Origin of the sequence: Tolypothrix tenuis PCC 7101 (assembly GCF_963874875.1) — a bacterium.
GTDB lineage: Bacteria > Cyanobacteriota > Cyanobacteriia > Cyanobacteriales > Nostocaceae > Aulosira > Aulosira tenue.
Genome location: NZ_CAWNJS010000001.1, coordinates 7846253 through 7872609, shown reverse-complemented (window position 1 = coordinate 7872609; position 26357 = coordinate 7846253). Strand labels below are relative to the sequence as shown.

The 26357-nt window shown below is 41.6% G+C and carries 20 protein-coding genes; 9 read left to right on the top strand and 11 right to left on the bottom strand.

Translation table 11 applies throughout. From position 1 onward, the window contains the following. Positions 1–174: 174 nt before the first annotated feature. The 5 genes from AACU25_RS31025 to AACU25_RS31005 form a co-directional block, all read right to left on the bottom strand. The gene (locus AACU25_RS31025) at positions 175–846 is read right to left on the bottom strand and encodes an ABC transporter ATP-binding protein (RefSeq protein WP_096582258.1); all 672 of its coding nucleotides are present in this window, start codon (positions 844–846) and stop codon (positions 175–177) included. A 112-nt stretch (positions 847–958) separates the two neighbouring features. Further along, positions 959–2239 (bottom strand): ABC transporter permease, encoded by a 1281-nt coding sequence (locus AACU25_RS31020; protein ID WP_096582256.1) that lies wholly within the window; start codon positions 2237–2239, stop codon positions 959–961. Between the two features lie 281 nt (positions 2240–2520). Next, the gene (locus AACU25_RS31015; protein ID WP_096582254.1) at positions 2521–4122 is read right to left on the bottom strand and encodes an efflux RND transporter periplasmic adaptor subunit; all 1602 of its coding nucleotides are present in this window, start codon (positions 4120–4122) and stop codon (positions 2521–2523) included. Positions 4123–4510: 388 nt separating this feature from the next. Continuing rightward, positions 4511–6724 carry a tetratricopeptide repeat protein gene (locus AACU25_RS31010; protein ID WP_096582252.1) on the bottom strand — a complete coding sequence of 738 codons (2214 nt, stop codon included), beginning with the start codon at positions 6722–6724 and terminating at the stop codon, positions 4511–4513. A gap of 618 nt (positions 6725–7342) precedes the next feature. Continuing rightward, entirely contained in the window at positions 7343–8557 is a 1215-nt protein-coding gene (locus AACU25_RS31005) for an HhoA/HhoB/HtrA family serine endopeptidase (RefSeq protein WP_096582250.1), read from the bottom strand. A gap of 463 nt (positions 8558–9020) precedes the next feature. Between AACU25_RS31005 and AACU25_RS31000 the strand changes: the two genes are divergently transcribed. The 3 genes from AACU25_RS31000 (at position 9021) to AACU25_RS30990 (ending at position 10992) form a co-directional block, all read left to right on the top strand. Continuing rightward, positions 9021–9419, top strand: coding sequence for a metal-sensing transcriptional repressor (locus tag AACU25_RS31000; protein WP_096582248.1), 399 nt, complete (start codon positions 9021–9023; stop codon positions 9417–9419). A 71-nt stretch (positions 9420–9490) separates the two neighbouring features. Further along, positions 9491–10300 (top strand): 2-succinyl-6-hydroxy-2,4-cyclohexadiene-1-carboxylate synthase, encoded by an 810-nt coding sequence (gene menH / locus AACU25_RS30995; protein ID WP_096582246.1) that lies wholly within the window; start codon positions 9491–9493, stop codon positions 10298–10300. A 407-nt stretch (positions 10301–10707) separates the two neighbouring features. Next, entirely contained in the window at positions 10708–10992 is a 285-nt protein-coding gene (locus AACU25_RS30990; RefSeq protein WP_096582244.1) for a peptidase, read from the top strand. A gap of 76 nt (positions 10993–11068) precedes the next feature. Here the strand turns inward: AACU25_RS30990 and AACU25_RS30985 are convergent, their stop codons facing one another. Continuing rightward, positions 11069–12682 carry an iron uptake porin gene (locus AACU25_RS30985; RefSeq protein WP_339382086.1) on the bottom strand — a complete coding sequence of 538 codons (1614 nt, stop codon included), beginning with the start codon at positions 12680–12682 and terminating at the stop codon, positions 11069–11071. A gap of 217 nt (positions 12683–12899) precedes the next feature. Between AACU25_RS30985 and AACU25_RS30980 the strand changes: the two genes are divergently transcribed. Continuing rightward, positions 12900–15257, top strand: coding sequence for a hypothetical protein (locus AACU25_RS30980; protein WP_096582240.1), 2358 nt, complete (start codon positions 12900–12902; stop codon positions 15255–15257). A gap of 121 nt (positions 15258–15378) precedes the next feature. Here the strand turns inward: AACU25_RS30980 and AACU25_RS30975 are convergent, their stop codons facing one another. Then, the gene (locus AACU25_RS30975; RefSeq protein WP_096582238.1) at positions 15379–15573 is read right to left on the bottom strand and encodes a hypothetical protein; all 195 of its coding nucleotides are present in this window, start codon (positions 15571–15573) and stop codon (positions 15379–15381) included. Positions 15574–15920: 347 nt separating this feature from the next. On the opposite strand from AACU25_RS30975, the gene thrC reads away from it, so the two are divergent. The 3 genes from thrC (at position 15921) to AACU25_RS30960 (ending at position 18078) form a co-directional block, all read left to right on the top strand. Further along, the gene (gene thrC / locus AACU25_RS30970; RefSeq protein ID WP_096582236.1) at positions 15921–17012 is read left to right on the top strand and encodes a threonine synthase; all 1092 of its coding nucleotides are present in this window, start codon (positions 15921–15923) and stop codon (positions 17010–17012) included. Between the two features lie 116 nt (positions 17013–17128). After that, positions 17129–17635: a GNAT family N-acetyltransferase gene (locus tag AACU25_RS30965; RefSeq protein ID WP_096582234.1), complete on the top strand. Its 507-nt coding sequence runs from the start codon at positions 17129–17131 to the stop codon at positions 17633–17635. Between the two features lie 260 nt (positions 17636–17895). Continuing rightward, on the top strand, positions 17896–18078 hold the full coding sequence (locus AACU25_RS30960; RefSeq protein ID WP_045868012.1) for a hypothetical protein: 183 nt from the start codon (positions 17896–17898) through the stop codon (positions 18076–18078). Positions 18079–18334: 256 nt separating this feature from the next. Here the strand turns inward: AACU25_RS30960 and AACU25_RS30955 are convergent, their stop codons facing one another. Both AACU25_RS30955 and ppk1 read right to left on the bottom strand, forming a co-directional pair. Continuing rightward, a complete protein-coding gene (locus AACU25_RS30955) occupies positions 18335–18736 on the bottom strand; it encodes a response regulator (protein ID WP_045868013.1) in 402 nt (133 codons plus the stop codon). Positions 18737–18887: 151 nt separating this feature from the next. Continuing rightward, positions 18888–21101: a polyphosphate kinase 1 gene (gene ppk1 / locus AACU25_RS30950; RefSeq protein ID WP_096582232.1), complete on the bottom strand. Its 2214-nt coding sequence runs from the start codon at positions 21099–21101 to the stop codon at positions 18888–18890. Positions 21102–21363: 262 nt separating this feature from the next. On the opposite strand from ppk1, the gene AACU25_RS30945 reads away from it, so the two are divergent. Continuing rightward, a complete protein-coding gene (locus AACU25_RS30945) occupies positions 21364–22770 on the top strand; it encodes a sensor histidine kinase (RefSeq protein WP_096582230.1) in 1407 nt (468 codons plus the stop codon). Positions 22771–23407: 637 nt separating this feature from the next. Beyond that, the gene (locus AACU25_RS30940) at positions 23408–24211 is read left to right on the top strand and encodes a hypothetical protein (protein ID WP_096582228.1); all 804 of its coding nucleotides are present in this window, start codon (positions 23408–23410) and stop codon (positions 24209–24211) included. A gap of 164 nt (positions 24212–24375) precedes the next feature. Here the strand turns inward: AACU25_RS30940 and AACU25_RS30935 are convergent, their stop codons facing one another. Both AACU25_RS30935 and AACU25_RS30930 read right to left on the bottom strand, forming a co-directional pair. Beyond that, a complete protein-coding gene (locus AACU25_RS30935) occupies positions 24376–25503 on the bottom strand; it encodes a tetratricopeptide repeat protein (RefSeq protein WP_096582226.1) in 1128 nt (375 codons plus the stop codon). A 103-nt stretch (positions 25504–25606) separates the two neighbouring features. After that, complete coding sequence (locus tag AACU25_RS30930; RefSeq protein WP_045868016.1) at positions 25607–26230, bottom strand: RNA polymerase sigma factor; 624 nt, start codon at positions 26228–26230, stop codon at positions 25607–25609. Positions 26231–26357 lie beyond the last annotated feature (127 nt).

The following is a 26357-nucleotide window of genomic DNA, read 5'->3' as shown; positions in this document are numbered from 1 at the left end:
TATAAATTATTCTTACGCACCCTAAATACACTTAAACATCTTATCTTATTCTTTTGTGTAGTTTGCGATTCCTTTCCCTACTTTTGCCCTAACTACTTATTTGATGTTGTAAACTATTATTCAACAATAAAATTTAATTTAAAATATAAAATTCAACTCACAACCCTAAAAAACTCAGCCCACAATTAACCCATCTTGCACGCGGATAATTCTTTTAGTTTGGGCTGCAATATCAGGTTCATGGGTAACAATGATAATTGTGATGCCTTGTTCATTCAATTCTGTTAATAAATTCATGACCTCGTAAGAAGTTTCTGTATCTAATGCACCTGTAGGTTCGTCTGCCAAAACTAATGCAGGCCGATTCACCAAAGCACGCGCGATCGCGACTCGTTGTTGTTGTCCCCCAGAAAGTTGACTAGGACGGTTAGCCACACGTTCTTTTAATCCTACTCTTTCTAATGCTTCTAATGCTCTTTGGCGGCGTTTCGGCTTAGGTAAATTAGCGTAAACCATTGGTAGCATGACATTATCTAGCGCTGTTGCTCTTGCCAAAAGATTAAATTGCTGGAACACAAAACCTATTCTTTGATTGCGAATATAAGCCAACTCATCATCATCAAAAGTGGTGAGGTTTCTGCCTTCAAAAATATAATGTCCTGCGCTGGGACGATCCAAACAACCCAAAATATTCATCAGTGTAGACTTACCCGAACCTGATGCACCCATAATCGCAACATATTCGCCTTCCTCAATAGAAAGTTGAATTCCCTTCAAAATAGGAACCTCAACTTCCCCTAAGTGGTAGGTTTTGGTAATCGATTCCATCCAAATCATTGTTGGCATAATGATGTTTGTCCTTTGTCATTTGTCATTGGTCATTTGGTAATTGGTAATTGGTAATTGGTGTTTGTTTCCCTTTTACCCCTTTCCCTTTCCCCTTTTCCCCAATCCCTCCTCAATCGCTACGTAAAGCTGTAATTGGATCTAATTTGGCGGCGTTTCTGGCGGGAATTACGCCAGCGACTAAGCCGACACCTAACGAGAGTGCAAAGCCAACAATTATGGAGAGAACAGAAATTACAAAGGGGAACTTAAAAATATTCGCTGCACCAAAAGCGATCGCAATCCCGCTTACCATCCCAATTACGCCACCGACAATGGAAATAACGATCGCTTCGGCTAAAAATTGATTCAATATCGCTGAATTGGTTGCACCAACGGCTTTGCGAATGCCAATTTCTCTGGTACGTTCCACTACCGACACCAACATGATATTAGCAATCCCAATACCGCCTACTACTAGCGAAATGCCTGCGATCGCCACTACCATGACGGTAAACAATCCCACGACATTGGTAAAGGTGCTGACAATATCAGCTTGGTTCGTTAGCCGGAAATCATCAGCTTGTGGTGGATAAATATTGTGACGTAAACGTAAGAGATTGGTAACTTGAAACTGCGCCGCCTCTAACTGTTCTTGATTGGCACCTTTAACTAAAATGCCACTTACAGAAACACCTGCTAGAGCATTGTTACCGACTAATCTGGCAGACATACTTGTTAGCGGTATGAAAACTTGGTCATCTCGATCCATTGGCCCTTGAGAACCTTTCGGTTCCATTACCCCAATTACTTTATAAGCTTCTCCTCGAATCCGGATTGTCTCATCTATGGGATTAGCACCTTGACCAAACAGAGTATTTAATACTGTCGGCCCCAGTACAGCTACCTGTGCAGCCGTATTCAGTTCTTCCTCAGTAAAATATCTGCCTTGTTGCGGGTGAGTATTTCTGATATCTGGGTAACTTAAATCAGTACCGTAAATGGTGGTTGATGTATTTTGCCCTCCATAAACTACTTGTGCATTGCGTTGTAAATAAGCTGACACCATCTGAGCCGATGGTGCTTGTTGTGCGATCGCCTTTGCATCTTCCCATGTCAAAGTACTACTAGAACCTATCCCTTGGCTGATATTTCCGCTTCTCGCCGCACCTGCCAAGATTTGGATGACATCTGTACCTAATGCTTGGATTTGCTGCTCAACACCCTTTTGCACGCCCTGTCCCACAGAGGTAATGGCAATCACAGAGGAAATGCCAATAATTACACCCAGCATCGTCAATCCCGTGCGTAATTTATTACTCCACAGCGTTTCCGCTGCCATTGTCAAAATTTCTAGAAACGGAACAGTCCGGGTATTTTTAGGTTTATAAAACCCCTTAAATAGCTTAAACATACTGTTTGAGGAACAGGAGAGGGACTAGGGACTGGGGACTGGGGAACTCGGGGCCCCCTCTGGGGATAAGGGGTAATGGGGACTGGGGACTGGGGATTGGGGATTGGGGACTGGGGACTTGGCAAGGCAGGGGGGCAGGGAGCAGGTGAACCAGCGCGGTCTTGGGGGTTTCCCCCATGAGTGACTGGTGAACCCGAAGGGGAGCAGGGGGAAATTATTAATTCCAATTACCAATTACCCATTACCAATTACCCATTACCAATTACCCATTACCAACTTCTTTAGGGCGCACCGCCACCTTGACGACCGCCACCAGAACCACCACCTTGGCGACCGCCGCCACCGCCGCCACCACCGCCGCCTCCCACGCCAGGGAAAACTCCGCCTCGTGGTGTAGATTGTGGTCGTGAACCTGGTGGGAAACTGAGCAATACTCTCTCGTCACCAGTCAAGCCTGATTTTACTTCCGTAAATTTACCAACAGTTACGCCAGTTTCAATACGTGTAAATATAGGTTTGTTATCTGTCCCTGCTACAAACACACCTGTGCTATTTTCTCGACGCACAACAGATGCGGTTGGCACTACCAGCGCATTCTCTACTTGACCAACTTGGAAATCTGTAGTCACATTCATCCCAGACCGCAATAATCTTTGGGGATCTGTAAGCGATATTCTGACTTCAAAACTCGTGACATTTTGCGTCACTACAGATTGGGCGGCGATTTGCTTGACTTTACCTTCAAAAACTTTTCCTGGGTAAGCATCTGCCTGAATTGTCACTGGTAAACCCAGGCGAATTTTAGAAATATTGGTTTCTGCTAAATCAGCAACAACTTCATTCGTAGAAGCTAACGCCAAAATCGAGGAAGAAGTAGCAGAAGATACATCGCTACTGGCTGTTGTAGGAGTCACAAACGCACCTGGATCGGCGTATTTCTTAGTTACAACGCCATCAAAAGGTGCGCGAATAATAGTGTCATTTATTTGAGCTTGAATATTTTGCAGTGAACCGCGCGCAGATGTAACTTGGGCACGCGCTACCTCAATATCTTCTGGGCGGCTTCCGGCTTTTAATAGAGCTAAAGCTTGTTGTCTTTGGTTAACTGTAGCCCTGGCTTGGGCAATATCTTCTGGACGCGAACCAGCTTTTTGTAGAGCTAAGGCTTGCTGCGCTTCATTAACAGCAGCTTGGGCGCTGTCTCTATCTGCCCGTTTTTGGTTAACAACCTGTAGTGCAATACCGCCAGAATTGTACAGTTGTTGATTACGGCGATAATCATCTTCCGCTTTACTTAAGGTAGCTTGAGCGCTTTGTAAGCGGGCTTGTGCTTGACCTATATCCTGGGGGCGATTCCCAGCTTGCGCCTTTTGCAGATTCGCCTCGGCTTCGTCTAATGCGGCTTGTGCTTGAGCAATATCTTGGGGGCGATTTCCCGCTTGCGCCTTTTGCAGATTCGCCTCGGCTTGCGCTAACTGTCCTTGAGCAGAAGTAAGTTGTCCGCGCAGATTGGAATCATCCATATAGGCGACAATCTGTCCTGCTTTGACAATATCTCCTTCCTTTGCTAATAGTCTTTTGAGGATGCCAGAATTTTTGGGGCTGAGGTTAATTGAGCGCTCAGGTTTGACTGTACCATTTGCTGACACTGTAATTGCTAAAGTCTGTCTTTCTAGAGGCTGCGTCAGCACCCTTCGTCTAGCTTGCTGAGTGGGAACGACAGCTACCTGGTAATAAATTGCAGAGCCAATTCCACCCAAAAGCCCAACAGCAAGTAGCCACGACAGCCAACGAATTTTGAAATTTCTTTTGCTTTTGGGAAGCAAAGCCGATGAATCAACAGATGGTGATGAATCGATAGATTGTGATGAATCAATAGTCATTTGCACTCTGGAATAGGAAAAAGCTAGTTTTTTAAGTCTGCAAGTATCACCTGGGAGCTTTTATCGTATAAATTCATGCTAGTAATTATCGACTAAAATTAGTAAATTGAGTGCATGACTAAAGTCACTAATAATTGAAAATTCATTTGTGACCTAAGTCATCAATTTGGTATTTGTCATTTGTCATTTGTTATTAGGTAATGGGTAATTGGTAATTGGTAATTGGAATTAATAATTTCCCCCTGCTCCCCTTCGGGTTCACCAGTCGCTCATGGGGGAAACCCCCAAGACCGCGCTGGTTCACCAGTCGCTCATGGGGGAAACCCCCAAGACCGCGCTGGTTCACCTGCTCCCTGCCCCCCTGCCTTCCCACCCCAATCCCCAATCCCTAAAGCTTCGGCAAAATTTCTGGTAACAACTGAGAAGGCACTTTTGATAAAGCTTGATTTTGTCCTTGAATTCCTAGTTCACTGTGGAATGCACGTACTGTTTTGACGACATAAGAAAAGGTGGTTTGATAAGCTTCTGCTTGTTTGCTTAATCCATTTAAGGCTTGCAAATGATTTTCTAATGCTGCTTCTAAATGTTGAGAACGGACTTTTTTATCAGCATTAAAATACTGATCTGTGGCAATTTGATAATGAGCTAAACCTAAGTTATTGTGAGTAGATAGGACATCAAAACTTAAAACAGCAGGATTAAGTGAGTGAGCCAATGCTAATGCTTCGTCATAAGCAGCGATGCATAATTGCAAATATTTATGCCGCTGTTCTTTAGTTGTTTGCGAAAGATTTGCTAAATGCCAATATGCCGTTCCCAAATTATTTTCTGTAGCTGCACAGCCACTAGGAACAGCCGCAGGTGTGCGATATTTTAAAGCGTCAGTATAAACATCAATAGCCATCTTCAGATGGTGCGCTGGTTGCTCGTATTGGGCAAGATTCCAGTAGGCTGTGCCGATGTTGTTTTGAATCATGCCATATTTGAGCGGTTCATATTCAGGGCTATAGTGAGCCAGTGCTAAATTATAAGCTGCGATCGCTTTTTTTAAATTGACTACTGGTTGATTGTATTGCCCTAAATGCCAGTAAGCTGTACCCAAGTTATTCTGGCAAGCTGCGTACTTTAATGGCTCCATTGCAGTTGTACGATAGCGTAGTGCTTCGTTATACGCTATCACTGCTTGCTGCCAACTTTCGGCGGGGTTACCAAACCGCGCTAAATCACCGTAAGCTGTGCCTAAATTATTTTGTACCCGCGCGTAAGTTTCTGGGTTAGTTTGGGGTGAAATTAGCTTTAAAGCTAATTTATAAAATTCAATTCCCTGCTCAATATAAGTTTGTCCTTCTTCGGAATTGGGTGGTGTGCGATATAGCATCCAGTAGAGTGTACCCAAGTCATTCAAAATATCCGGTAGCTGTGGTGAGGTTTCATCAAAGGTGACTGCCTCCTGGTAGGCGAGAATTGCTACCATGATGTTTTCTAAATTTGACTGCCCTTGTTCAATGCGAAGGCGATAGTAGTTGCCTAAACGATGATACGCTGCTGATAGTACTTCCCCAGAGGCTTCCTGCGAGTGCAATTTCTCAATTTCCACTAGCATTTGCTGCGCTAGAGAAATATCCTCGTCATCTTGAATAATCTTAGAATTAATAGTTTCTAGTACTAGCTCAGTTAAATCTTTGCTGATATGAGCCAGAGATGGCAATTGTGGAAGCTTATTACCATTATTTGATATTGCTAGAGGTGCTTCTTGCTTACCCTGGATTTGTAAAATTTCTGATGTGGAAATCGGTACTGCCGGAGGTGGTGTAGTATCTACTGGTGCTTCTGGCTCAAAATCTAAATCATCCTCAAACTTCAGCTCATTACTTTCTACAGCTTTGAGTTCCGCCTGAGCCACTGCTTCTTCTAACAGGGATGGTTCAAAATCATCAAAATCTAAACTTCTAGAACCTGCAAAACGTTCTGGATAAGCACCATTATGAGATGTTGGCGTTGGTTCGCCAGCAAACATAAACACACCAGTACGACAACGCCAAAACTGTGGTGCTGACTGCTGAATTGCAGATAACCAAGGACGTGGTACCCACAACAGCAAACTAGATTCGAGGAAACTGTTGGACTCTTGGTTAGCTAAATACTCTTCGCTTAAGCGGAGGTAGTGTAAGAATAATCGCTGTACGGCTACTGGTTGCTTAGTGAGTAGCTCGACACCAACAATTTGAAACGCTGGTATCGGTAAAGGTCTTCCTGGAGTATCTTTTGATGCTCCAATAATTGGCGGTGGATAACTAGTCAGCCATTGATTTATCTGCGCTATGGGATTGGGATCGTTTAAATTTAAGCGCAAAGTCGCTAAACGCGGATAAGCTGGCGTACTACTTTCAAAGCTATCTTCTGGTTGATAAAGTATTTGTCCAACAGGATAAGCCAAAGTAGAATGCAAACGGGCGGCTACTTGATTTCTTAAGTGTAAATCATCACAAACTGCCAAGAACAATTGCCTTCGCAAATTCAGGCTTAAGGCAAGTTTTAATCGGTGATATACTTGCCGATTCCAAGAGAAATTATCTGTGTGTGCAGTATCATTCACGCTCATAGTGGCTACAAGGCCAAAACACCGTTTACATTCTTTTTCAGGGTATATCTCAGCAGTTAAACCCTGGGGAAATTTTAAAATTTAACATTACAATCTCCCTAAATATAATGATAATGCCGATTAATGAATGAGGGGTATAACCCTACACCTCCTCATTATCAAGCTTCTGTTTAGGAATGCTATTCCAGAGGTTCTACCTTTAATTAATTATCGGGCTTCGCCTCTTGATACAGCTTTGATTTCCAAAGCTAGGCATGAATTATCGAGGTAAAACTTACATTAATTCGCCAACAATATCAATAAATTTAGGAACTTGTAGCCTGCTATTTTTTGGTCAAAAATATAACCATCAAGATGGTTTTAATATGGATTTTGTTCCACTTAGGATTAATCCCAGTTTTCAGGTTTTAAGAAGGCTAGAGCCTATATTTATACTGCAACAAATATAATAATTGTAACAAAAATTGACACTATTATGTCCGAAAAAATTTTTGGTAACGGCAGAAAAATTGTTTCATCATCTACCTAGAGATACTCAACAAAAGTGAAAATATCTGCAAAAAGTAGAGGCGTACAGCTAGCTGTACGCCCCTAGAATGACTTATGTTTCAGCGCTGATTACGAAGCATTTTGTAACTCAGCAGTGCGGACTGATAGTTGTTGTGTTTGATTACCTCGTTGCACTTTTAGCTGCAACACTTGACCGAGGCGACTATTTTCAACAACATTCTGCAACTGTTCTGCTGTGGTAATTGCTTGTCCATCAATTTGCACAATTACATCCCCGCGTCTAATACCCGCAGATGCAGCAGGGGAATTAGGTACAACCCGCATCACTAAAACTCCGTTAACTTCTGGTATTTGAATAGGAGAGTTAGGATCTGTGTTGTTCTGCTTGGCTAACTCGGGTGTTAAAGATACCATTTGCACGCCTAAATAGGGGTGAGCAACTTTACCCGTGCGTTGCAGTTGTTCTGCGATCGCTTTGGCTTTATCTATAGGAATTGCAAAGCCAATCCCCATTGCATCAGCACGAATGGCGGTATTAATCCCAATTACTTCACCTGTACCATTTAATAACGGCCCGCCAGAGTTACCAGGGTTAATTGCTGCGTCAGTTTGAATAAACTCTAGACGTTTATCTGTAATCCCGACTTGAGCGCTGGAACGCTTGAGGGTGCTGACAATTCCCAAAGTTACGGTATTATCAAATCCTAAAGGATTACCAACTGCGATCGCCCAGTCTCCCACCTGTACGTTACTAGAAGAACCTAAGGGAGCAACTGGTAAATCATTCCCTGCATTAATTTTAACTACCGCCAAATCTGTAACTTCATCAATACCTTGAACTTTACCGTCAAAGGTGCGACCATCTTTAAGTCGAACTGTCACGCGATCGGCTTTATCAACTACGTGGGCATTGGTAAGAACTAGTCCACTCTTATCCAGAATGAAACCAGAACCCAGACCGCGCAACTGTTCTCTAGATGGCTGTTGTGAGAAGCCATCACCGAAAAACTGGCGGAAAAATGGGTCTTCAAAGAAAGGATCGTTGCGACGGGTAATTGTGCGTTCTGTGTCAATCCGCACCACTGCTGGCCCTACACGATTAACAGCGGCTGTGACAAAGCTGCTGCTACCTATAGCCGCTGAAGCTGGTGATTGACGTTGCGTCAGCAACTCTGGTGGATTTGCAGCTGTAGCCTTGGGTGCTGGTTCAGCTTCCGAAGGTAACACCCGCAAAGTCGTAAAAGTTAGCACAACTCCTAGAAATATGGCTAAAACATGGGAACTGAGTTGGCGTATAGACCGGGTTAGTTTGGGAACTCTCATAATCACAACCTAAATCTAGAAGCGTAATTTTTACTTAGTCGTGACAACTCTATCTAAATTTATTTTTACAGAATCGACGAGAATGCTTGCGTATAGACGCTTGCACTCTACTTCATGTTTCACCATGACAGGAGCTAGAGTCTAGGAGCTAAGTAACAAATATGTCCTTGCTCTCCCTGACAATGCCCAGACATAGAGTGAACACCTGTAATCAAATTAATTGTATATTTACCTCAAAAGCTATTATGGACATTTCCCCTAAAAAAGTTCGGATTTCACGCCACAATTAAAGATTGGTGGTTGTAATTGGGTAATTAGTAATTGGTGTTTGTCATTGGGTAATTGGTAATTGGAATTTATCTCCCAATCCCCATTACCCCTTATCCCCAGTCACCAGTCCCTAGTCCCCAATCCCTCATCCCCACTACGCTACTATCTTAGTTAGCCAACACTTTGATAACCCATGAATGGAAACCGATCGTCTGAAGAATCCTTGAGTAAATCTCAGCCTGCGGAACACTCGCACAATCACAGCACAGATCACGAACATTCTGATCATCATTCTGTGCATGGAGAATCGGTACATCCTCACGTGCATAGCGAAGAGTCTTTAAAGCGAATTGTAAATCGGCTTTCGCGTATAGAGGGTCACATTCGTGGTATTAAAACAATGGTGCAGCAAAATAGCCCTTGTCCGGATGTTTTATTGCAAATAGCCGCAGTCAGGGGTGCATTGGATCGGGTAGCGCGAATTGTACTCGATGAACATTTAACTGAGTGTATTGCTAGAGCTGCCCAAGAAGGTAATATTGATACGGAAATTGCCGAACTTAAGGCAGCTTTAGATAGATTTTTGCCTTAAAAATAGCTAATTATCAATCAATAATTATCTTCATAATTTTTATTCATTAGGGTGAATGACTATCTATAAAAATGCCTTTAACAAACTATAAATTTAACTACTCTTTCATTAAAAACTACAATAAGCCAGTAATTCTTTTTTTGCATGGCTTTATGGGAAAAATTGATGAATTTGATGAAGCCATCAACTTACTATCTGATGAATTCTCTTATTTGAATATTGACCTCCCTGGGCATGGCAAAACGCAAGTTTTAGGAACTGATGAATGCTATACCATGCCATACATTGCTCATGCTTTAATTAACTTGTTAGATGAACTACAAATTAGCAAATGCTTTTTAGTTGGCTATTCAATGGGTGGGCGATTGGCTTTATATCTTACCCTGCATTTCCCCGAACGTTTTTTTAAAGTGGTACTAGAATCTGCTTGTCCAGGTTTAGCAACAGAAGCCGAACGGTTAGCTCGCATTCAACATGATTATCATATAGGCAGAAAATTAATCAGAAGTCTGGAGACAAGTGATTTTGAAGAATTCTTGTCAAATTGGTATAATCAGCCGATTTTTGGTGATATCAAAAATCATCCCAAATACGAATTGATGCTCGAAAGTCGCTTGCAAAATCATCCCCTAGAATTAGATAAATCCCTACGTTTTATGGGTACGGGATATCAACCTTCTTTATGGGAAGAACTCAAAGGAAGTAAGAATCCTCTGCTTTTATTAGTTGGGGAATATGATGAAAAATTTATAGATATTAATCAGACAATGGCTGATATTTGTCACCATGCTCAGTTAAAGGTAATTAAAAATGCTGGGCATAATACTCACTTTGAAAATACCAGCGAATTTGTGCAACATCTCCGCACATTTTTAGCATAAATTGTTGAATTTATGTAGGATGCGTTAGCGATAGCGTAACGCATCAATGCCAAAGCTTTACTTAGGGTATGTTAGCGATAGCGTACCGCACCTATGTCAATGCTTTTCGTGCGTTACGGCTACGCCTAACGCACGCTACTAGGTACGAAAATTACAAAATTGTAATTTAAAAGTCAGGCTAACTGTAATTTTCTAATACTTTAATCATAAATATAAATAATTCTCTTGTCAGAGATACTAACAAGGTCAACGGACTAACTACTAGAAAAAACACCGTTTACCGAAGTCTCAAAAACAAGCTGTTTTTCCCATACAGGTAACCCATAAACACACTAACCCAATTGCAGAGAAATGATTTTCATACAGTTGGGGTAGTGTTTCTTTCATCATCTAAGTTTGGAATTTTTATGAATCGTCTTTTTCGCAAATATCATCGTTGGTTAGCAATTATATGTGTGTTACCGTTACTGCTAACTACAATCACTGGTATTACTTTTCCCATTGCTAAAGCTATGCATCAACGGGAATTAGCAGGTTTTCTCATCCACCTCCACACTTTGGAAACTTTTGGATTAGATGGCGTTTTCCCAATTATTAATGGAATTGGCTTACTAGGCTTGCTAATTACTGGAATTTACATGACAAGTTTGTTTCGTGAACGACGCGTTCCCTCTAAGCCGTTAGACTTTTAAGGGGCATCTGAAAAACTCATTATATGTTGTTTGTATCCAGTAAATAAAGAACAGGAAAACAAGCAATTTTAAACAATTAAAACAGAAAAGTACTTCTAAGTATACCAATAGTCACAGGGTCACTATTAGGTGTATGTCCTGGTTCTAATATATGGATGATTCCTGGTGTAATACTAATATTATCTGTGACTTGAAAGCGATAAAAAGCTTCGATTTGCAGTGTGCTTCCTGGTTGTCCACCTGCACGTCCTAAACCCGTATTAATTGTGTCAGGGACATTGCTACCTGTGCGTAAGTTACTGCTAGTAATTTTTGGCGGTTGTCCGACATAAATTCCGCCCAAATTTCCTTTAGCAAATAAATCTGGAAAATTAACAAATGCCATGTAATTTGTTGTTTCCACACTTCCCGTTTGCCCAGGAATGTAAGAACTGGTATAACCACCCCATCCCCCAAGAGTAATGCGGGGTGAAATTTGCCAAGTGACGGTTGCACCCACAGCATTGGTTTGTAGAGGTGCGGAATTTGCTGTTAAGCACTCATCACCTACAAAGCTGAGTAAGCAACCATCCGAAGAGTAATTATTCACATAATAAATACTTAAATCTACAGCATCCGTTGGCGTTATAAGTAACTGTACACCAGTCGTAGTATTACTATCAAATATGCCAGTACCTTTACCTGGATTACCAGGATTGTAACTAGAATAAAGTGCCTGTAAACTGAAGCGTTTAGCAATCTGCCAATCCACAGCTATACCACCATGACCAAACCCTATATTTAAAATAGGGTTGCGTTGTGCAAACAGTGATAGTGGGCCTGTAGCACCGCTTTCTGCCCGGTTCGGGCCGCGGAAAGCGGTTGTCATATTGACGTTTTCTGTACCGATCATCAGCGCTAAGTTATCAGCCGCTAACCAGTGATAATGCAGATCACTAATGACGAAGCCATCTGTAGGAAATTCGTAGCCCAGCAAAACATCATTCCGAGAAACGCTATTGTTAAACCTCGGACTACTAGCACCGATTCCATGTAAAAGACCTGTAAATAAGTAACTACGGGGTGTAAATTGAGTAGTTAAATACAGCTGACTCAAAGAGATAACATTAGTATTTGTCCCTAGGTCATTTGTATCTTTGATACCATCTCTAGGGCTAACGTCACCACGATTGCTATTTCTTCCTTGTACACCAATTATGGCGAAGCCACTGAGTTTAGTTGTTGTGGAAAATTGATTGGCTTCAAGTTCGGCTGTGCGGGCTTCTAATTTATCCACTCTACCCCGTAAAGCGGCTAATTCTGGGGCAAATTCTGATTGTAATTTTTGGATTTGGGCTAAGTCTTCGCGGCTAACTAAGTCACTGGTAGCTGTAGCGATTAACTCGTTAACTCTATCTAAGCAAGCATTTACACCTGCGGCAAATTCATAGCGTGTCAAAGCGCGATCGCCTCGATAAGTACTATTGGGATAACCTGCAATACAACCGTAGCGTTCTACTAAAGATTGTAATGCTTGAAATGCCCAATCTGTAGGTTGTACGTCGTTTAGCTGTGATACCGATGTTACTTGCTCCATCGGTTCTGGAGCTTCTAGAGAAGACTCTTCGCTAGAAGATGGCAAACTATAATCTTGAGCGATCGCTTTTTGGCAAAATCCGTTTACGCCCGCAATTATTAACCATGCCAGCATCCAGGTCTTTCTTTTCGTGGGGCGTATCATTGGCTTCTACTCTGCTTCCATACTTAGGCCATGAGTGTATTCACGTTTATGTATAAATGGCTTGAGTAATTTTACGGTTTTTGTGTCAAATTAGACTGGAAAATTTTTGGGCAATATTGAAAAACCGCGAGTATAAAAGATAAATTATGCAGCCTCAAATTACTCTCTAGATAGAGTGCAAACCAACATGGTCAATCGATTGCGAAAGCTAAGTTTAAAACCCTCATGGCAAAACCAGTCTCATGTTGGGAGAAATCAAGATACCTCCACAACACCTAAAGAAAATTCTCAATGGAGAAATAGGCTGACATCAACTCTAGCGATCGCCATATTGTTGAGTAGTGTTGGTGTATTAATTTCTTTTTCGTGGCTCAGTATTCTTTATATTTTCAATCCAGAGCAAATTATCTGGATGAATAAATTTTTACCTGAATGGGCACAAATATCTCGAGGTAATTACAAAGATAAACCCCTGACTCTCAAACAAATTAAACTTAGCCTGAGTCAAAAAAAACTCATAGCTGGGGAGACTATAGCTGTACCAAAGGATAAACAACAGTCTTTTTTGCTGCCAGTTTTTCAACAGCGTCCTGATTGCCTGAATGATTGTCAAGCCTTGGTAGAACTGAGGGTTTATCAACAGTCTCAAGATTTGGAGTTACCATCTCCAACCGAAAAATACTACCGTTTAGCCAGTCAACTAACCATAACTGGGCCAGAAGAATCTTTTGTGGTTTCTACTGCTGATGAAGTGGAATTAGAGAACCCAGAAAATAGCCAAACCTTACCGTTAACTGAAGTAAATCGCTTTCCGGGTGGCACATCATCAGGATTGTGGCTAAATCTACAAGGTAAACTACCTCAAGGAACTAGTGCGATCGCCTACGGTAACATTGTCTACTACAATCCAGAACGTAGCACTTTGCAACAGATGTTGACGTGGAAAAGCCCCAATGGACAACTACCAAAATGGCAGCAGGTGACTGGAGATAGTGTTAAAGAGTTAGTTATCGATCAAACTATAGGTTTAGAGCCAAGATTACGCATTTATCAAATTAAACCTTTAAAATTATTTCTCCATCCCATTGCTTTAGAAGAAATTTCCTTAAAAATACCAGCCCTGAGAAATCCTGCTTACCAAAATGCTTTATTACTAGCCCGGAGTGGACTTTGGACTCCAGCTTTGGAGTGGCTGCAATCATTGCAGAAACAGCAAAAAGCCGCACTTACAGCAGATGTAAAAGCACAAATTGATGTAATTCGTTTACATTCCCAACTTACCAAAACCGAAGCTGATAAAACTTGGGCAATTCCCTCTCAAGAGGTGCTAGCAGATTTAATTGATGGTCGCTGGCAAAAAGCTTTACAGGTATTTGAAGCTTCACCGCAAAATGTCCCGGAAATTGCCACTCTGCTGCAAATGGATGGAGGTAGGTTATGGAATCGCATCACCACAGCATTGCGAGTCAACCCCAATCGACCAGAGGTAATCGCTTGGGGTGCATTGGTATTAGCTGTGCAACGGGGGGAAGAACACGCGATTTCTTGGTTGAAAGCACAACCTAAAATTACGCCCCAAACGATGACTTATATTGAAGGTTTGTTAGCCACACTCAGTAACGAAGGTATCAGACCAAAAATCCTTTCCACTCAACCCAGCCGAATTGTGGGTTCAGTGCAACTCATTACCCAAGTCAACAAAAATGATTGGCTAAGACCAAACCTGACAACAGACCTGCAACTCACAGATAACGAAGTTTGGTATCAAGTAGAGGTGAGTGCATTTAATGATGGTAAACGCTGGCTAAATTTCCCCTTTGGAAATTTCCAATTACCTAAAATCTCTCCAGCAAAATTTATGTGGGACACCTTGGGTATCAGTGCTGACCCGACAATTTTAATAGTGGTTTGGTTACCCAACGGAGAACAACAAATGACCACCGCCACAATTAAAGGCGTGCAATTGCAAGGTGGGGTTTTACGCTTGCTAGTATCTGGACAACCAATCGCGGAAAATCAAAATTCTCTCCAACCGCGACCTTTAGCTTTAACAGATGCGGCGCTGGAATGGGTACAACCATCTCCCATCACTCTGCAAGAACTATCACAACAAGATCCAGCCAGAGTATCAGCAATGCTACCAACAGTGTGGAAGTCATTACAACAATCAGGTCAAATCCCCAATGGTGCCATGCCCCGTGTGCCACAGATGTTGCAACAAATAGGCTATTGGCCCGTGCAAGTCTTAAATTTAACCAATAATACGCATCCAGAAAGCGTGTTGACTATCTCAGATGAAGCGATCGCATCTTTAAATCATCCAGGAGTTGACACACAAGCAGCCGCCAAAAATCTTTCTCGTCCCCGCACTTTAATCTTGTCTGATAGTGGTAAGGTAATTTATACTGAGTTTCAGCAAAATTACCACCAAACACTAACGGGGATAGCCCAACTTGCAGATGGACAATCTCTAGCGCTATTAGTAGAAAATGGTGATAAATATAGCCTCAAGCGCTGGTCAAAGAAAAATCAACGCTTTGAATAACAGCCGCAGGAAGGTTGAAGGCTGAAGTATAAAGGATGAGTTTAATTTAGGGGTGCAGAAAATTGGCTAATTTGGTTTTAGCCTTGAGCCTCCAGAATTCAACCTTCAGCCTGCGTTTAGCTTATTGCTCTGGGCTATCAGCAGACAGGCGTTGTTCCTTCAGGCTTTGCAACTGTAACAGCAAAGATTCTACCTCTGCTCGCAGGTGCATTAATTTAGCTTGTTGGTCGTCTTGGTAGTAAGCCTTGTTTAATTGGCTTTTCCAAAGATCTTGGCAAGGACGGTCAGAAACACTAGTAGAAGAACTGGTAGACATAGTTATTTAAATCCACAACTCAACTCACACCATTAGAGATAATATAATAATGTAGTTTTAAGCTTTGTTAAATGATTGTATACTTTCAATCATTTACTCTAATGGGTTTATAGTTTTGTGATAAGAGACTCAAATTGTGATGGCTGTGTTCCAGAAAAAACATCACAGATAAGATTCGCTTTTGGCAAAACTTCTGACAAAGCTGACTAGAAAATGGTAAATAAAAATCTAGGTAAAACGCCCGCACTATAAAAATTACTCTGTTCTTGTGATGAGAGCGTCTCTTGGTGCAAGATGTTTACCATTGAAATTTTTCTGTTTGCACGAAAAAACTGATATAAATTACCGTGACTGTAAGCCTATCTGCTGCTAAATCTCATCGCCAACCTTGGCCCGGACTGATCGAAGCCTATCGTGAATACTTGCCTGTCAGCGAAACAACGCCCGTTGTCACTTTATTAGAGGGTAATACACCGCTAATTCCAGTGCCCGCGATCGCAGAACGCATTGGTAGACAAGTCCGCGTTTTTGTCAAATACGACGGTCTTAACCCCACTGGTAGCTTCAAAGACCGGGGAATGACAATGGCTATTTCCAAGGCGAAAGAAGCAGGGGCAAAGGCGGTAATTTGTGCTAGTACAGGTAACACCTCAGCAGCAGCCGCAGCTTATGCCAGACGTGGAGGGATGAAAGCTTTTGTGCTGATTCCCGATGGTTATGTAGCGCTGGGTAAGTTAGCACAGGCTTTACTATACGGGGCAGAAGTGCTGGCGGTAAAAGGCAACTTTGACCGCGCCTTAGAAATTGTCCGTGAGATGGCAGAAAGCTACCCCATCACTTTGGTGAATTCTGTTAATCCCTACCGCTTAGAAGGGCAGAAAACAGCCGCCTTTGAAATTGTTGATGTTTTAGGTAACGCCCCAGACTGGCTATGTATCCCAGTTGGCAATGCGGGGAATATCTCAGCATATTGGATGGGATTTTGTCAATACCACCAAGTAGGGAAATGCGATCGCTTACCCACAGTGATGGGCTTCCAAGCAGCAGGTGCAGCGCCTTTAGTTAACGGACAGCCAGTACAGCATCCCGAAACAGTAGCAACAGCGATTCGCATTGGCAATCCTGCAAGTTGGGAAAAAGCTGTAGCAGTGAAATCAGCTAGCCAAGGAAACTTCTACGCCGTTACTGATGAGGAAATTCTTGATGCTTACAGATTGTTAGCATCAACAGAAGGCGTTTTCTGTGAACCAGCCAGCGCCGCTTCCGTAGCTGGGATGTTGCAGGTGAAAGACCAAATTCCTTCAGGAGCAACAGTTGTGTGCGTCCTTACGGGTAATGGTTTAAAAGATCCAGATACAGCCATTAAGCACAGCCATAGCCAATTTAAACAAGGAATTGAAGCAGAATTAGGCGCAGTTGCCGCAGCGATGGGATTTTAGAATTTTAGATTTTGGATTGATCAGCAGATCCCCGACTTTTTCAAAAAGTCGGGGATCTAAATTTCTCTACGTTGATTAAGAATGCTGCTAATAGCGCAGATTCTAGAACATCAATAATGAATATCACAATCAGAAAAGAAGTGCCTGGTGATGTTGCTGATATTGAAGCTTTGACAACAGCAGCGTTTCTCAATATGGCCTATAGTAGCCACACTGAGCAGTTGATTGTAAATGCTTTGCGTGATTCAGGGAATTTAACAATTTCTCTAGTTGCTGAAGCTGAAGGGAAAATCGTTGGGCAGGTTGCTGTATCCCCAGTTGCAATTTCTGATGCTACTCAAGGTTGGTATGGACTGGGGCCAATCTCTGTAGCGCCCGAGCATCAAGGCATTGGGATTGGCTCACAACTGATGAGGGAAGCATTGGCTACTCTACGCCAGCTGGGTGCATCTGGATGTGTATTGCTAGGAAACCCTAACTACTACAGCCGTTTTGGTTTTCAGGCAGAGCCTAGTTTGGTTCTAGCCGATGTTCCACCTGAATACTTCCAAGCTATTTCCTTTAACGGGCACATACCAACTGGACTCGTCTCATATCATGAGTCATTTAATATACAAGCTTAATACCAATTTAGTCAGATAGATTTTTTGTAGGGGCACGGCACCAGTAAGATATTTGATATGCCGAAAGATTGTGGATGCCGTGCCCTTACTTTAATTATGGATGCTGCGTTGGTGCGTTTGGCTTGGCGACAACACACCATACCATACATGAATTTGTTGCATTCTTTTTCTAACTGCTATTAATTTCCCACCTGTAGAGAATGGGTGAATTTCAACGCTTCAGTTAAACTGGAAGAGAGTTAAAGAATGCAAACAAAACAATGGATATACAAACTATAAAAGAACGAATTGCCATCGTTCAAAGCAAGCGTGATTATTTACTCAGTCTCTTAGAACAACCAAATATTGGTACTTTGAGAATTGATGTAAATCAAGCCTTAGAAGAATTAGATGATCTGCTGGATGAATTTAGACGCACTGTTCCAGAGGCAGGAAATAACTAAGCCAATCTTTGTTTAAATAACAACAAAATTGCGTTGGTACATAGTTATCGATCAACTGTACCAACGCTTTTAATAGCTATCATGTCCCTCAATCCCCAGAATTCTCTTGCGCTTGGGTTAATCAAGCACTTTCACTATATTGCATTATTTATCTTGGAACTTATACCAATTTGAAAAATGATTGCGACAGAATGAATGGCGCAAAAGCTCAGTCAATCAATCTTTCACAATCTAAAATCTCAAGTCCAAAATGATATTAACCATTCATTGCTCGGTCTCCTAATTCTCTCACCCTAGCGATGAGTTCAGTAGTAGGTACATCTTTTTTGCAAAATTCATCAAAGTTAGACATACCATTTGGATGAAAATTAGCATCTTCCACTGAAGAGTAAGCCAAGATTTGTGTTTTGGGAGAGATAGCTTTAATGTGCCCTGAAGCACTCCAGCCATCCATAACGGGCATTTGTAAATCTAGAACAATTACATCAGGTTGATAGCGTTTAACCATTTCTATAGCTTCTTGACCATTGCTGGCTAAACCTACTACCTGGATATTTTTTTGACAAGAAAAAGCTAATTGTAGGGTTAGGCGGGTTAGTTCGTGATCGTCAACCACTAAAACACGCAAGGTAGAAGACTCACAGGACAACATTAACATTTAAAAGTTTAAGTACGATAACTTTTATAGTTTATGGTAATTAGTCCTGGGAGTTACTCTATCCTATGGTTGAATAATTAGGCTTTTAGCGCACTAAATAATTTAGATTTTGTGAGGAAAAATTAAAGTTTTCTAAAAGTAGTAAATTTAGCTAATTGTCAAGATAGAAGGAATTCTTTTTTGTATCAATCAGGTTTGAGCTAATGCTAGTTGAGCGTAATGCCATATTGATCAGGCTTTTTTGTGAGTGCGCTTCTGGGGCGCGATCGCATGGTTGTCGTTGAATATAGCTGCCATTGGCTTGTAATTCCCAAGCTTGACGATTGTCTGCTAGCATGATTCCTAAGATTTCTTGCAAGTCTTTGGCAATATCTGGGTCTTTGATTGGAGTAATTACTTCTACTCTACGGTCTAGGTTACGACGCATCCAATCGGCGCTACCAATATAGATTTCTTCCTGGGCATTGTTATAAAAATAAAAAATGCGGGAGTGTTCTAAAAAGCGACCGACTATGCTAATGATCCGAATATTTTCACTAATATCTTTCAGCCCTGGGCGCAAGCAGCAAACACCGCGCACAATCAAATCGATTTGGACTCCAGCCCGGGACGCTTCATATAAAGTTGCAATAATTTGCGGATCTACTAAAGAATTCATTTTGGCAACAATTCTGCCAGTAATCCCATTTTTGGCATTTTCGATTTCCCGATGAATTAGTGCTAAAAAGCGATCGCGCATATTCACAGGTGCAACTAATAATTCGCGATAGGACTTTTGCCGGGAATAGCCTGTGAGAAAATTGAATAGATCGGTAATATCAGCACCAATTTCTTCGTTGCAGGTGAATAATCCTAAATCTGTATATAGTCGTGCAGTTTTTTGATTATAGTTGCCAGTGCCAATATGGACATAGCGACGCATCCGGTCTTTTTCTCGACGCACGACCATGATAGTTTTACAGTGAGTTTTCAGCCCCACTAAACCATAGACAACGTGAACGCCGACTCTTTCTAACCGTCTCGCCCAATAAATATTATTCTCTTCATCAAACCGCGCTTTTAATTCCACTAATACAGATACTTGCTTGCCATTTTCTGCGGCTGCAATTAAAGCATTAACAATAGGCGAGTCCCCAGAAGTCCGATAAAGGGTCATTTTAATGGCTAGGACATTCGGGTCATGGGCAGCATGGGTAATAAAGCGCACCACGGTTGTAGAAAAAGATTGATAGGGATGGTGTACTAACAAATCCTTTTCACTAATGACCGCAAAAAAGTCTTTTCCTTCCTCTACCTCAGGAATTTCCGAACTGACGCTAGGTTCTCTCAACCATTGCAAGCGGGAAGGAACTACAGATTGTCGTGGTGGATCTTTAAATTCTGGTAGCGGTAATGACATAAAGTACATCAAATCCCGCAATCCTAAAAGTCCATCGACTTCGTAAATATCGCTTTCGGTTAATTCTAAATCTTCTAGTAAACGCGATCGCACTGTTTCGGGAGTTTGGGATTGAATTTCTAAGCGGACTGGGGTTCCACCAATGCGGCGTTTTCTGAGTTCTTGTTCAATCGCCAAGAGTAAATCGTCGGCTTCATCCTCTTCCAAGGCCAAATCAGCATCACGAGTAATGCGGAAAGGATGATATTCCTGAATATTCATCCCCGGAAATAGGGAATCTAAATTATGTGCGATCGCCTGTTCTAAAGGTACACCAGTCCAGTGAGCAGGTTGACCGTTGTGATAAATTCCTAACTCTGGTGGTAAAGGTATAAATCGCGGTAAAACTTTGGGAACTTTAACTCTGGCAAAAAATTCTTCTTCTGTTTCGGGATTTTTCACCACCACAGCCAAATTCAGGCTGAGATTAGAAATATAGGGGAAAGGATGGCTGGGATCGACAGCTAAGGGAGTTAGAACCGGAAAAATTTGTTCTTCAAAATAGTTATCTAAATAATTCCGTTGTTTATCAGTTAACTCTATATAATCCAGAATATGTATTTTATTTTGCGCCAATAACGGTCTGAGTACTTGCTCAAAATGCTGATGCTGTTTAGTTACCTGGGGACTGAGGGTAAACCTGATATCATCTAGCTGTTGTTGTGGCGTGCGGCCATCAGGACTTAACTGTGAGACTTTGGCCTCGACTTGTTGCTTTAAACCTGCAACCCTCACCATAAAGAACTCATCCAAGTTAGAGGTAAATATCGCCAAAAACTTGAGTCTTTCCAAAAGAGGCGTTCGCTGGTCGAAAGCTTCATGTAAAACTCGGTTATTAAACTCTAACCAGCTTAGTTCTCGGTTGATGTAGTATTGTGAATCGCTCAGATTGATGGGAGTAGTAGCGCTCTTTTTGGATTTTGCCATGATCACCTTAGGGCGGATAGTTGCAGCCCATGCAACTGAATAATAAACATAGTAAATGAAATAGTGTAAGCAAGCGAGCAGCTTTTTAGCAATAAGTAATCAGTGCTGAGTTGCAGAGACGCGATTAATCGCGTCTGTACAAGATTGCTGAGTCCTGAGTGCTGAGTATAGATTAATTTTGGAGTTCTTCCCAATTACCCATTACCAATTACCAATCCCCAATCCCCAGTCCCCACTCCCCAGTCCCCAATCCCCAATCCCCATGTTCCAAGCTACTCGCCGCCGCCTGGCTCTTTGGTACACTGCCGTTACAGCTGTATTACTCTTATTATTTGCCAGTGGAGTATATTTCTATGTCCGCAATACATTGATTGAGCGGATTGATGATACTCTCAATCATGTTGTGGAAGTAGTAGAGCGATCGCTCATCATTGAGCCAGTCAATAGTGGCACTGATACATTACGCATTAATTTAGAAGCCAGTTTTCGTGATAATACTGACACAGTAGAAGACGATCATATTGATTTGGAATGGTTTAGCGCTAACGGAGAATTACTTTGGTCAACGCTATCCACGCCTTTGAATATTCCCATTCATGCGAATCGTACTGGTGAAACTGTGCGTGTGGGGAATGAAGGCGAGGAAAAGTCACCAATGTTATTACGTCAAGTTACGCATCGGGTAGAATTTGGTCGCCAAGTATTAGGTTATCTGCGTGTTAGCCATCCCTGGTTTGAAGTTAGTAAACCCAGCCGTCAATTCATGTTGGATTTAGCTATTGGTACGTGGTTAATGGTGCTTTCTGTGGGTGCTAGTGGTTGGTTTCTCTCTGGTAAAGCAATGGAACCGGTAGGAGATTCCTATCAACGGCTGAAACAATTTACCGCCGATGCTTCTCACGAATTGCGAAGTCCAATTACTTTAATTCAAACTAATGTACAAGTCGCCTTGGCTGATTTAGAGTCAGCAGAGGTAGAACCTACGGCATCTTTACACTATCGCCAACAGTTAAAATTAGTAGAACGACTTACTCAACGCTTGGGTAGGTTAGTTAATGATTTACTGTTCCTCGCACGTCAAGATAGTGGTATCAGCAAAGATAACTTTTCCTCTTGTCCTTTGGATGCTTTGCTGATGGAAGTGCTAGAAGAACAGCAATTATTAGCTAAAGAAAAGAAAATCAACCTGGCTTTGGATTTGGTAGATCCTGCACTTGGAGACACTAACCCCGAACTGTCTGAAGATTGGTTCACACTTGTAGCTAATTGGGATCAATTGGTGCGACTATTCACTAATTTGATTGGGAACGCTGTGCAATACACTCCATCTGAAGGCAAGGTAAATGTAGAATTAGCGCGTTTAGAAGGTATCAATCGAGTTGCTGGCTTGCGCTACAGTAGTGCTCAATTACAAGTTAAAGTTAGTGATACGGGGGTTGGCATTCCTGGGGATGCACTACCAAAGTTATTTGACCGCTTTTATCGGGTAGATCCGGCGCGTACCCATAGTAATGGTAATACAGCTACAGAAATTTCTACTGGGTCAGGATTAGGGTTAGCGATCGCCCAAGCTATTGTCGAACATCACCAAGGCCAAATTCAAGTCGAAAGCCGTCTAGGTAAGGGTACTACTTTTACAGTTACTTTACCCGTAACTCTTGAGTCTTAATGCTGGAGTTGACATTTGTTTCTTATGACAGATGAAACACAATTGCTTTCCCTACTAACTTAGATAGTAAAACGCCGTATTGAGATATTTTGACTCTCAATACTGATGACATCCTTTTAATAAACTGCTAACTCTAGCTGCATCAAATTTGATTTAATTAATATTTTTCCAGATTTTATTTTTACTAACTCATTTTCAATAGGTTGGTTAATTTACTCATAATTTATTATGCAAGTAGTAATACCAATTCAAAAAATGTTTGCGACAAATAAATTCTTTGTAGGGGCACGGCACCAGTAAGATAATTTGATATACCACAAGATTGTGGATGCCGTGCCCTTACCTGCCCATTTCTCGAGTTCTTTTTTCAAAATAGTATAACTTATAAAAAATCAGATAATCATTAATTTCTCATTCCTTGGAAATAAACAATAATTGCAATTTAATTAATTTTCCGACCTTTGGTTAGATATAAAAAAGTCGCTAAAATGTTAAATTTAAATTACTGAAATCAAGATTATAAAAAGCAAATAATTTCAATGATTAAGGGTAATAAATGCAAAGTTATTACCTAATGTAATTTGCTGATTTATCAAATTCATCAATAATTTCAGGTGAGATTTTCTAGGAGTGTACAATGAATAGCAATTCGCAAAAGTTTCGCAAGTCGGCTGAATTTTTGGCTGCTCTGTGCGGCGGTTTACTGATGAGTGTACCAGCACTTGCACAAACACCAATACCAGTAACACCACAACCTAGTTCTGTAGGGAAAGTTAATCCTTGTCCCAGAATTTTCTATGAAGAACCACATAACAGTCGAGTTTTGGTTCCTCAAGGATGTCCGCCTAATGCATTAACTCAACAAGTGCAATCCCAAGGAACAGTTCCTTATAATTCTGCTAACCCATCAGCAAATCAAACAAATACAGGTGTAGGTGGAGAAGCACCGGGAAGCACTTCTAACTCACAACTTAATCCTAATCCTGGTGTTTTAAACGAAGCGCCTTATAATCGCTCCCAGCAGAGTACACAAACTCAGAGTTCAACTACATATTCCACCCCACAGCAGGTTCCTTCTCAACAAAATTCTGTAACTGAACCCTCTATCAGACAACAGGGACAAAGCCCAGTAGCCACAGTAGCGCTCAACAATGGTAGTGTTAATGTCAGACTGGTGAATGACACTGGCGCTAATGTAACTTATCAAGTTATTGGCGATACTAACGAGCGATCGCTTAGTGGAAAATCTGATATAGTACTACAAAATTTACGTGCGCCCATCACAGTGACATTCCAACGCGAAGATGGCGGATTATTGTCAGTGAATGCACAACCCTCCGAAACCGGATTATTAGAAGTCAGATTGGATGAAACCACAGACGTAGCTCAAGATGCAAAAGCTATGCGAATTCAATCAAATGGCTCAGTATTTTTGAATTAGGCATTTGTCATTTGTCATTTGTCATTTGTTATTTGTAAAAATAATAGTAGGGCTGGTGATGTCCAACCCTACTATTATCAAGTGATTGCCTTCAAAAACCAAAAGGTAAAACGCAATATTTCATACCAATTTGTTTAGTTCACAATCCAAAATCCAAAATTGTATTAGCGTTTGGGTAATTTAGTCAGCTTGTCAACCAAAAATACCTCCTGCTTGCTGTCTTCCAGCGTTCGCGCTAATACGAGTGCTCTTTCGTAAAAGTTACGAGCAGTGAGATAATTATTGAGTTTTTCGTATATCTTGGCATAGGTCATAAAAACTCCAAATTCTTCCCTTAGATTTTGCGAGTCTCTAGCCATTGCTAGGCGTTGCTCTAATAAGTCAAAAGCACGCTCATTGCGTCCCACAGAACTATGAGCTGTGACTAAACCGTCAATTGCTCTTACATAATTAGTGCGATCGCGTGTAGTTTTCGCTATCCTCAAAGCAGCGCCATAAGTGCCAATGGTATCGTCATAATTACCCATTGCTAGGTAAGCATCACCCAAATTATTGAGGGTATTTGTCTCACCAATCACATCACCACTTTGGCGACGGAAAGACAAAGCAGTTTCATACAATTTTATTGCCTTGCTGTAATTGCCGACTCTGGCATTTACCAGTCCCCAATTACTCAAAGACAAGCCTTCACCGGCAATATTTTGCACATTTTGGGCAATTTCCAGTGCTTCTTGTACGGTTTTACCTGCTGGGATGAATTCTCCTTTTTGTAGCAGAACTGTACTAATATTATTCAGTGCAAAAATCTGAGACTGAAAATCTTTAGTATCGCGAGCGATCGCCAACCTCCGCCGTAATGCATCTTCCCCTTCTTGCAAACGGTCTAACTGGATGTACGCTTTCGCTAGCAAATCATAGGTCATACCTTGGGCTTTGTAGTCACCCAAAGAGTGATAAATTTCTAGTGCTTGCAAGCAAGAATCAAGAGTTTTATCGGCATAACCTAACTGGTATTGTTGTTCACCGATATTTAATAAGCTATCTGCTTGATCTCTTGAGTCTCGCAACGTCGAACGATCTAACGGACGGTGCAGTTGTTGAGTAATATCCGCAGCACTGGCTACTAGGGGACTAAAAGCCACAGCCAAAATCAGCAAGCAAGCAGTCAAAAATTGGGATTTACCACCCTGGCGCGAGGCGAGGATAGCACAATCCCAACTTTTTAATCCTGAGTTCAGGCGGGGATTTAAATTGAGAATGCTAGCCTCTGGTAAGAAATACCGTTGTTTCATAAAACTTACCCGAGAAATGTCGCTTTTAAGTAGAAGGTTTTATAAGCAAGGTTAAAACTACCTCGGATAAATTTTAAATTTACGTGTATATACTTAAGCTAGATTAGGCTGCATCTTCGCCTAAATAAATCGCACGAATGTCTCCAGGTAATTTGTCCTCTAACATACGATATCCTTCCTGGAGAAAATTGGCTACTTCGTTCGGTGTAAAATTTTCACCCTCAGCTTGGAGGTAAGCAGCAATTCGCGTTTCACTCCAGCGGAAAGTTTGAGCCATTAAGACTACAAAGCGCAAAACAGGGGGTAGTTGATCCAAGGCTTGCTCAACATAGCACCATAAAGCAGGCGAAGTAGCTTTGAGAGAATAATGAATTGCTTCTGTGGGTGGTAATTCAATCTCATTAATGCAGTAGGCGGTGATGTTAATCAGCCAATTTTGTAGAGTTAAGGGTTCTTGGTTGGGTGTTGGGCTATTTAAATCTAGCCCACCGAGTTCATAGTAAATATGTCGCCAAGTGAGGGCGAACAAATAATCTGCTTGCACAGGCGATCGCGCTGAATGCCGAATCAAGGTGTAAACTATCGGGCTATAGCGGCAAAAAATCGCTGTAAAGTACTTTCCGCTTTCGGGAGAGCGTTGAAACAGATTTACTAGTTCTTGGTCACTTTGATGGAACAGCGACTTAACCAGGGGGTGATTAGCTTCGGGAAAGTGAGGGATTTGCACGAGCCGTAGGTTTGATAGTTGTTAATATAAATTTGGGATTGTCAGTCTCCCATTTAGCGCACAATAACTTCATGTTTGTCTAATTTTGCTTCAGACTCACACCACTGGAGTATTGATACACTATAAA

Excerpts from the sequence above, each read along its gene's own strand:
- AACU25_RS31025 (WP_096582258.1), bottom strand. The coding sequence starts at position 846 with ATGCCAACAATGATTTGGATGGAATCGATTACCAAAACCTACCACTTA.
- AACU25_RS31020 (WP_096582256.1), bottom strand. The coding sequence starts at position 2,239 with ATGTTTAAGCTATTTAAGGGGTTTTATAAACCTAAAAATACCCGGACT.
- AACU25_RS31015 (WP_096582254.1), bottom strand. The coding sequence starts at position 4,122 with ATGACTATTGATTCATCACAATCTATCGATTCATCACCATCTGTTGAT.
- AACU25_RS31010 (WP_096582252.1), bottom strand. The coding sequence starts at position 6,724 with ATGAGCGTGAATGATACTGCACACACAGATAATTTCTCTTGGAATCGG.
- AACU25_RS31005 (WP_096582250.1), bottom strand. The coding sequence starts at position 8,557 with ATGAGAGTTCCCAAACTAACCCGGTCTATACGCCAACTCAGTTCCCAT.
- AACU25_RS31000 (WP_096582248.1), top strand. The coding sequence starts at position 9,021 with ATGAATGGAAACCGATCGTCTGAAGAATCCTTGAGTAAATCTCAGCCT.
- menH (WP_096582246.1), top strand. The coding sequence starts at position 9,491 with ATGCCTTTAACAAACTATAAATTTAACTACTCTTTCATTAAAAACTAC.
- AACU25_RS30990 (WP_096582244.1), top strand. The coding sequence starts at position 10,708 with ATGAATCGTCTTTTTCGCAAATATCATCGTTGGTTAGCAATTATATGT.
- AACU25_RS30985 (WP_339382086.1), bottom strand. The coding sequence starts at position 12,682 with ATGCTGGCATGGTTAATAATTGCGGGCGTAAACGGATTTTGCCAAAAA.
- AACU25_RS30980 (WP_096582240.1), top strand. The coding sequence starts at position 12,900 with ATGGTCAATCGATTGCGAAAGCTAAGTTTAAAACCCTCATGGCAAAAC.
- AACU25_RS30975 (WP_096582238.1), bottom strand. The coding sequence starts at position 15,573 with ATGTCTACCAGTTCTTCTACTAGTGTTTCTGACCGTCCTTGCCAAGAT.
- AACU25_RS30965 (WP_096582234.1), top strand. The coding sequence starts at position 17,129 with ATGAATATCACAATCAGAAAAGAAGTGCCTGGTGATGTTGCTGATATT.
- AACU25_RS30960 (WP_045868012.1), top strand. The coding sequence starts at position 17,896 with ATGGATATACAAACTATAAAAGAACGAATTGCCATCGTTCAAAGCAAG.
- AACU25_RS30955 (WP_045868013.1), bottom strand. The coding sequence starts at position 18,736 with ATGTTAATGTTGTCCTGTGAGTCTTCTACCTTGCGTGTTTTAGTGGTT.
- ppk1 (WP_096582232.1), bottom strand. The coding sequence starts at position 21,101 with ATGGCAAAATCCAAAAAGAGCGCTACTACTCCCATCAATCTGAGCGAT.
- AACU25_RS30945 (WP_096582230.1), top strand. The coding sequence starts at position 21,364 with ATGTTCCAAGCTACTCGCCGCCGCCTGGCTCTTTGGTACACTGCCGTT.
- AACU25_RS30940 (WP_096582228.1), top strand. The coding sequence starts at position 23,408 with ATGAATAGCAATTCGCAAAAGTTTCGCAAGTCGGCTGAATTTTTGGCT.
- AACU25_RS30935 (WP_096582226.1), bottom strand. The coding sequence starts at position 25,503 with ATGAAACAACGGTATTTCTTACCAGAGGCTAGCATTCTCAATTTAAAT.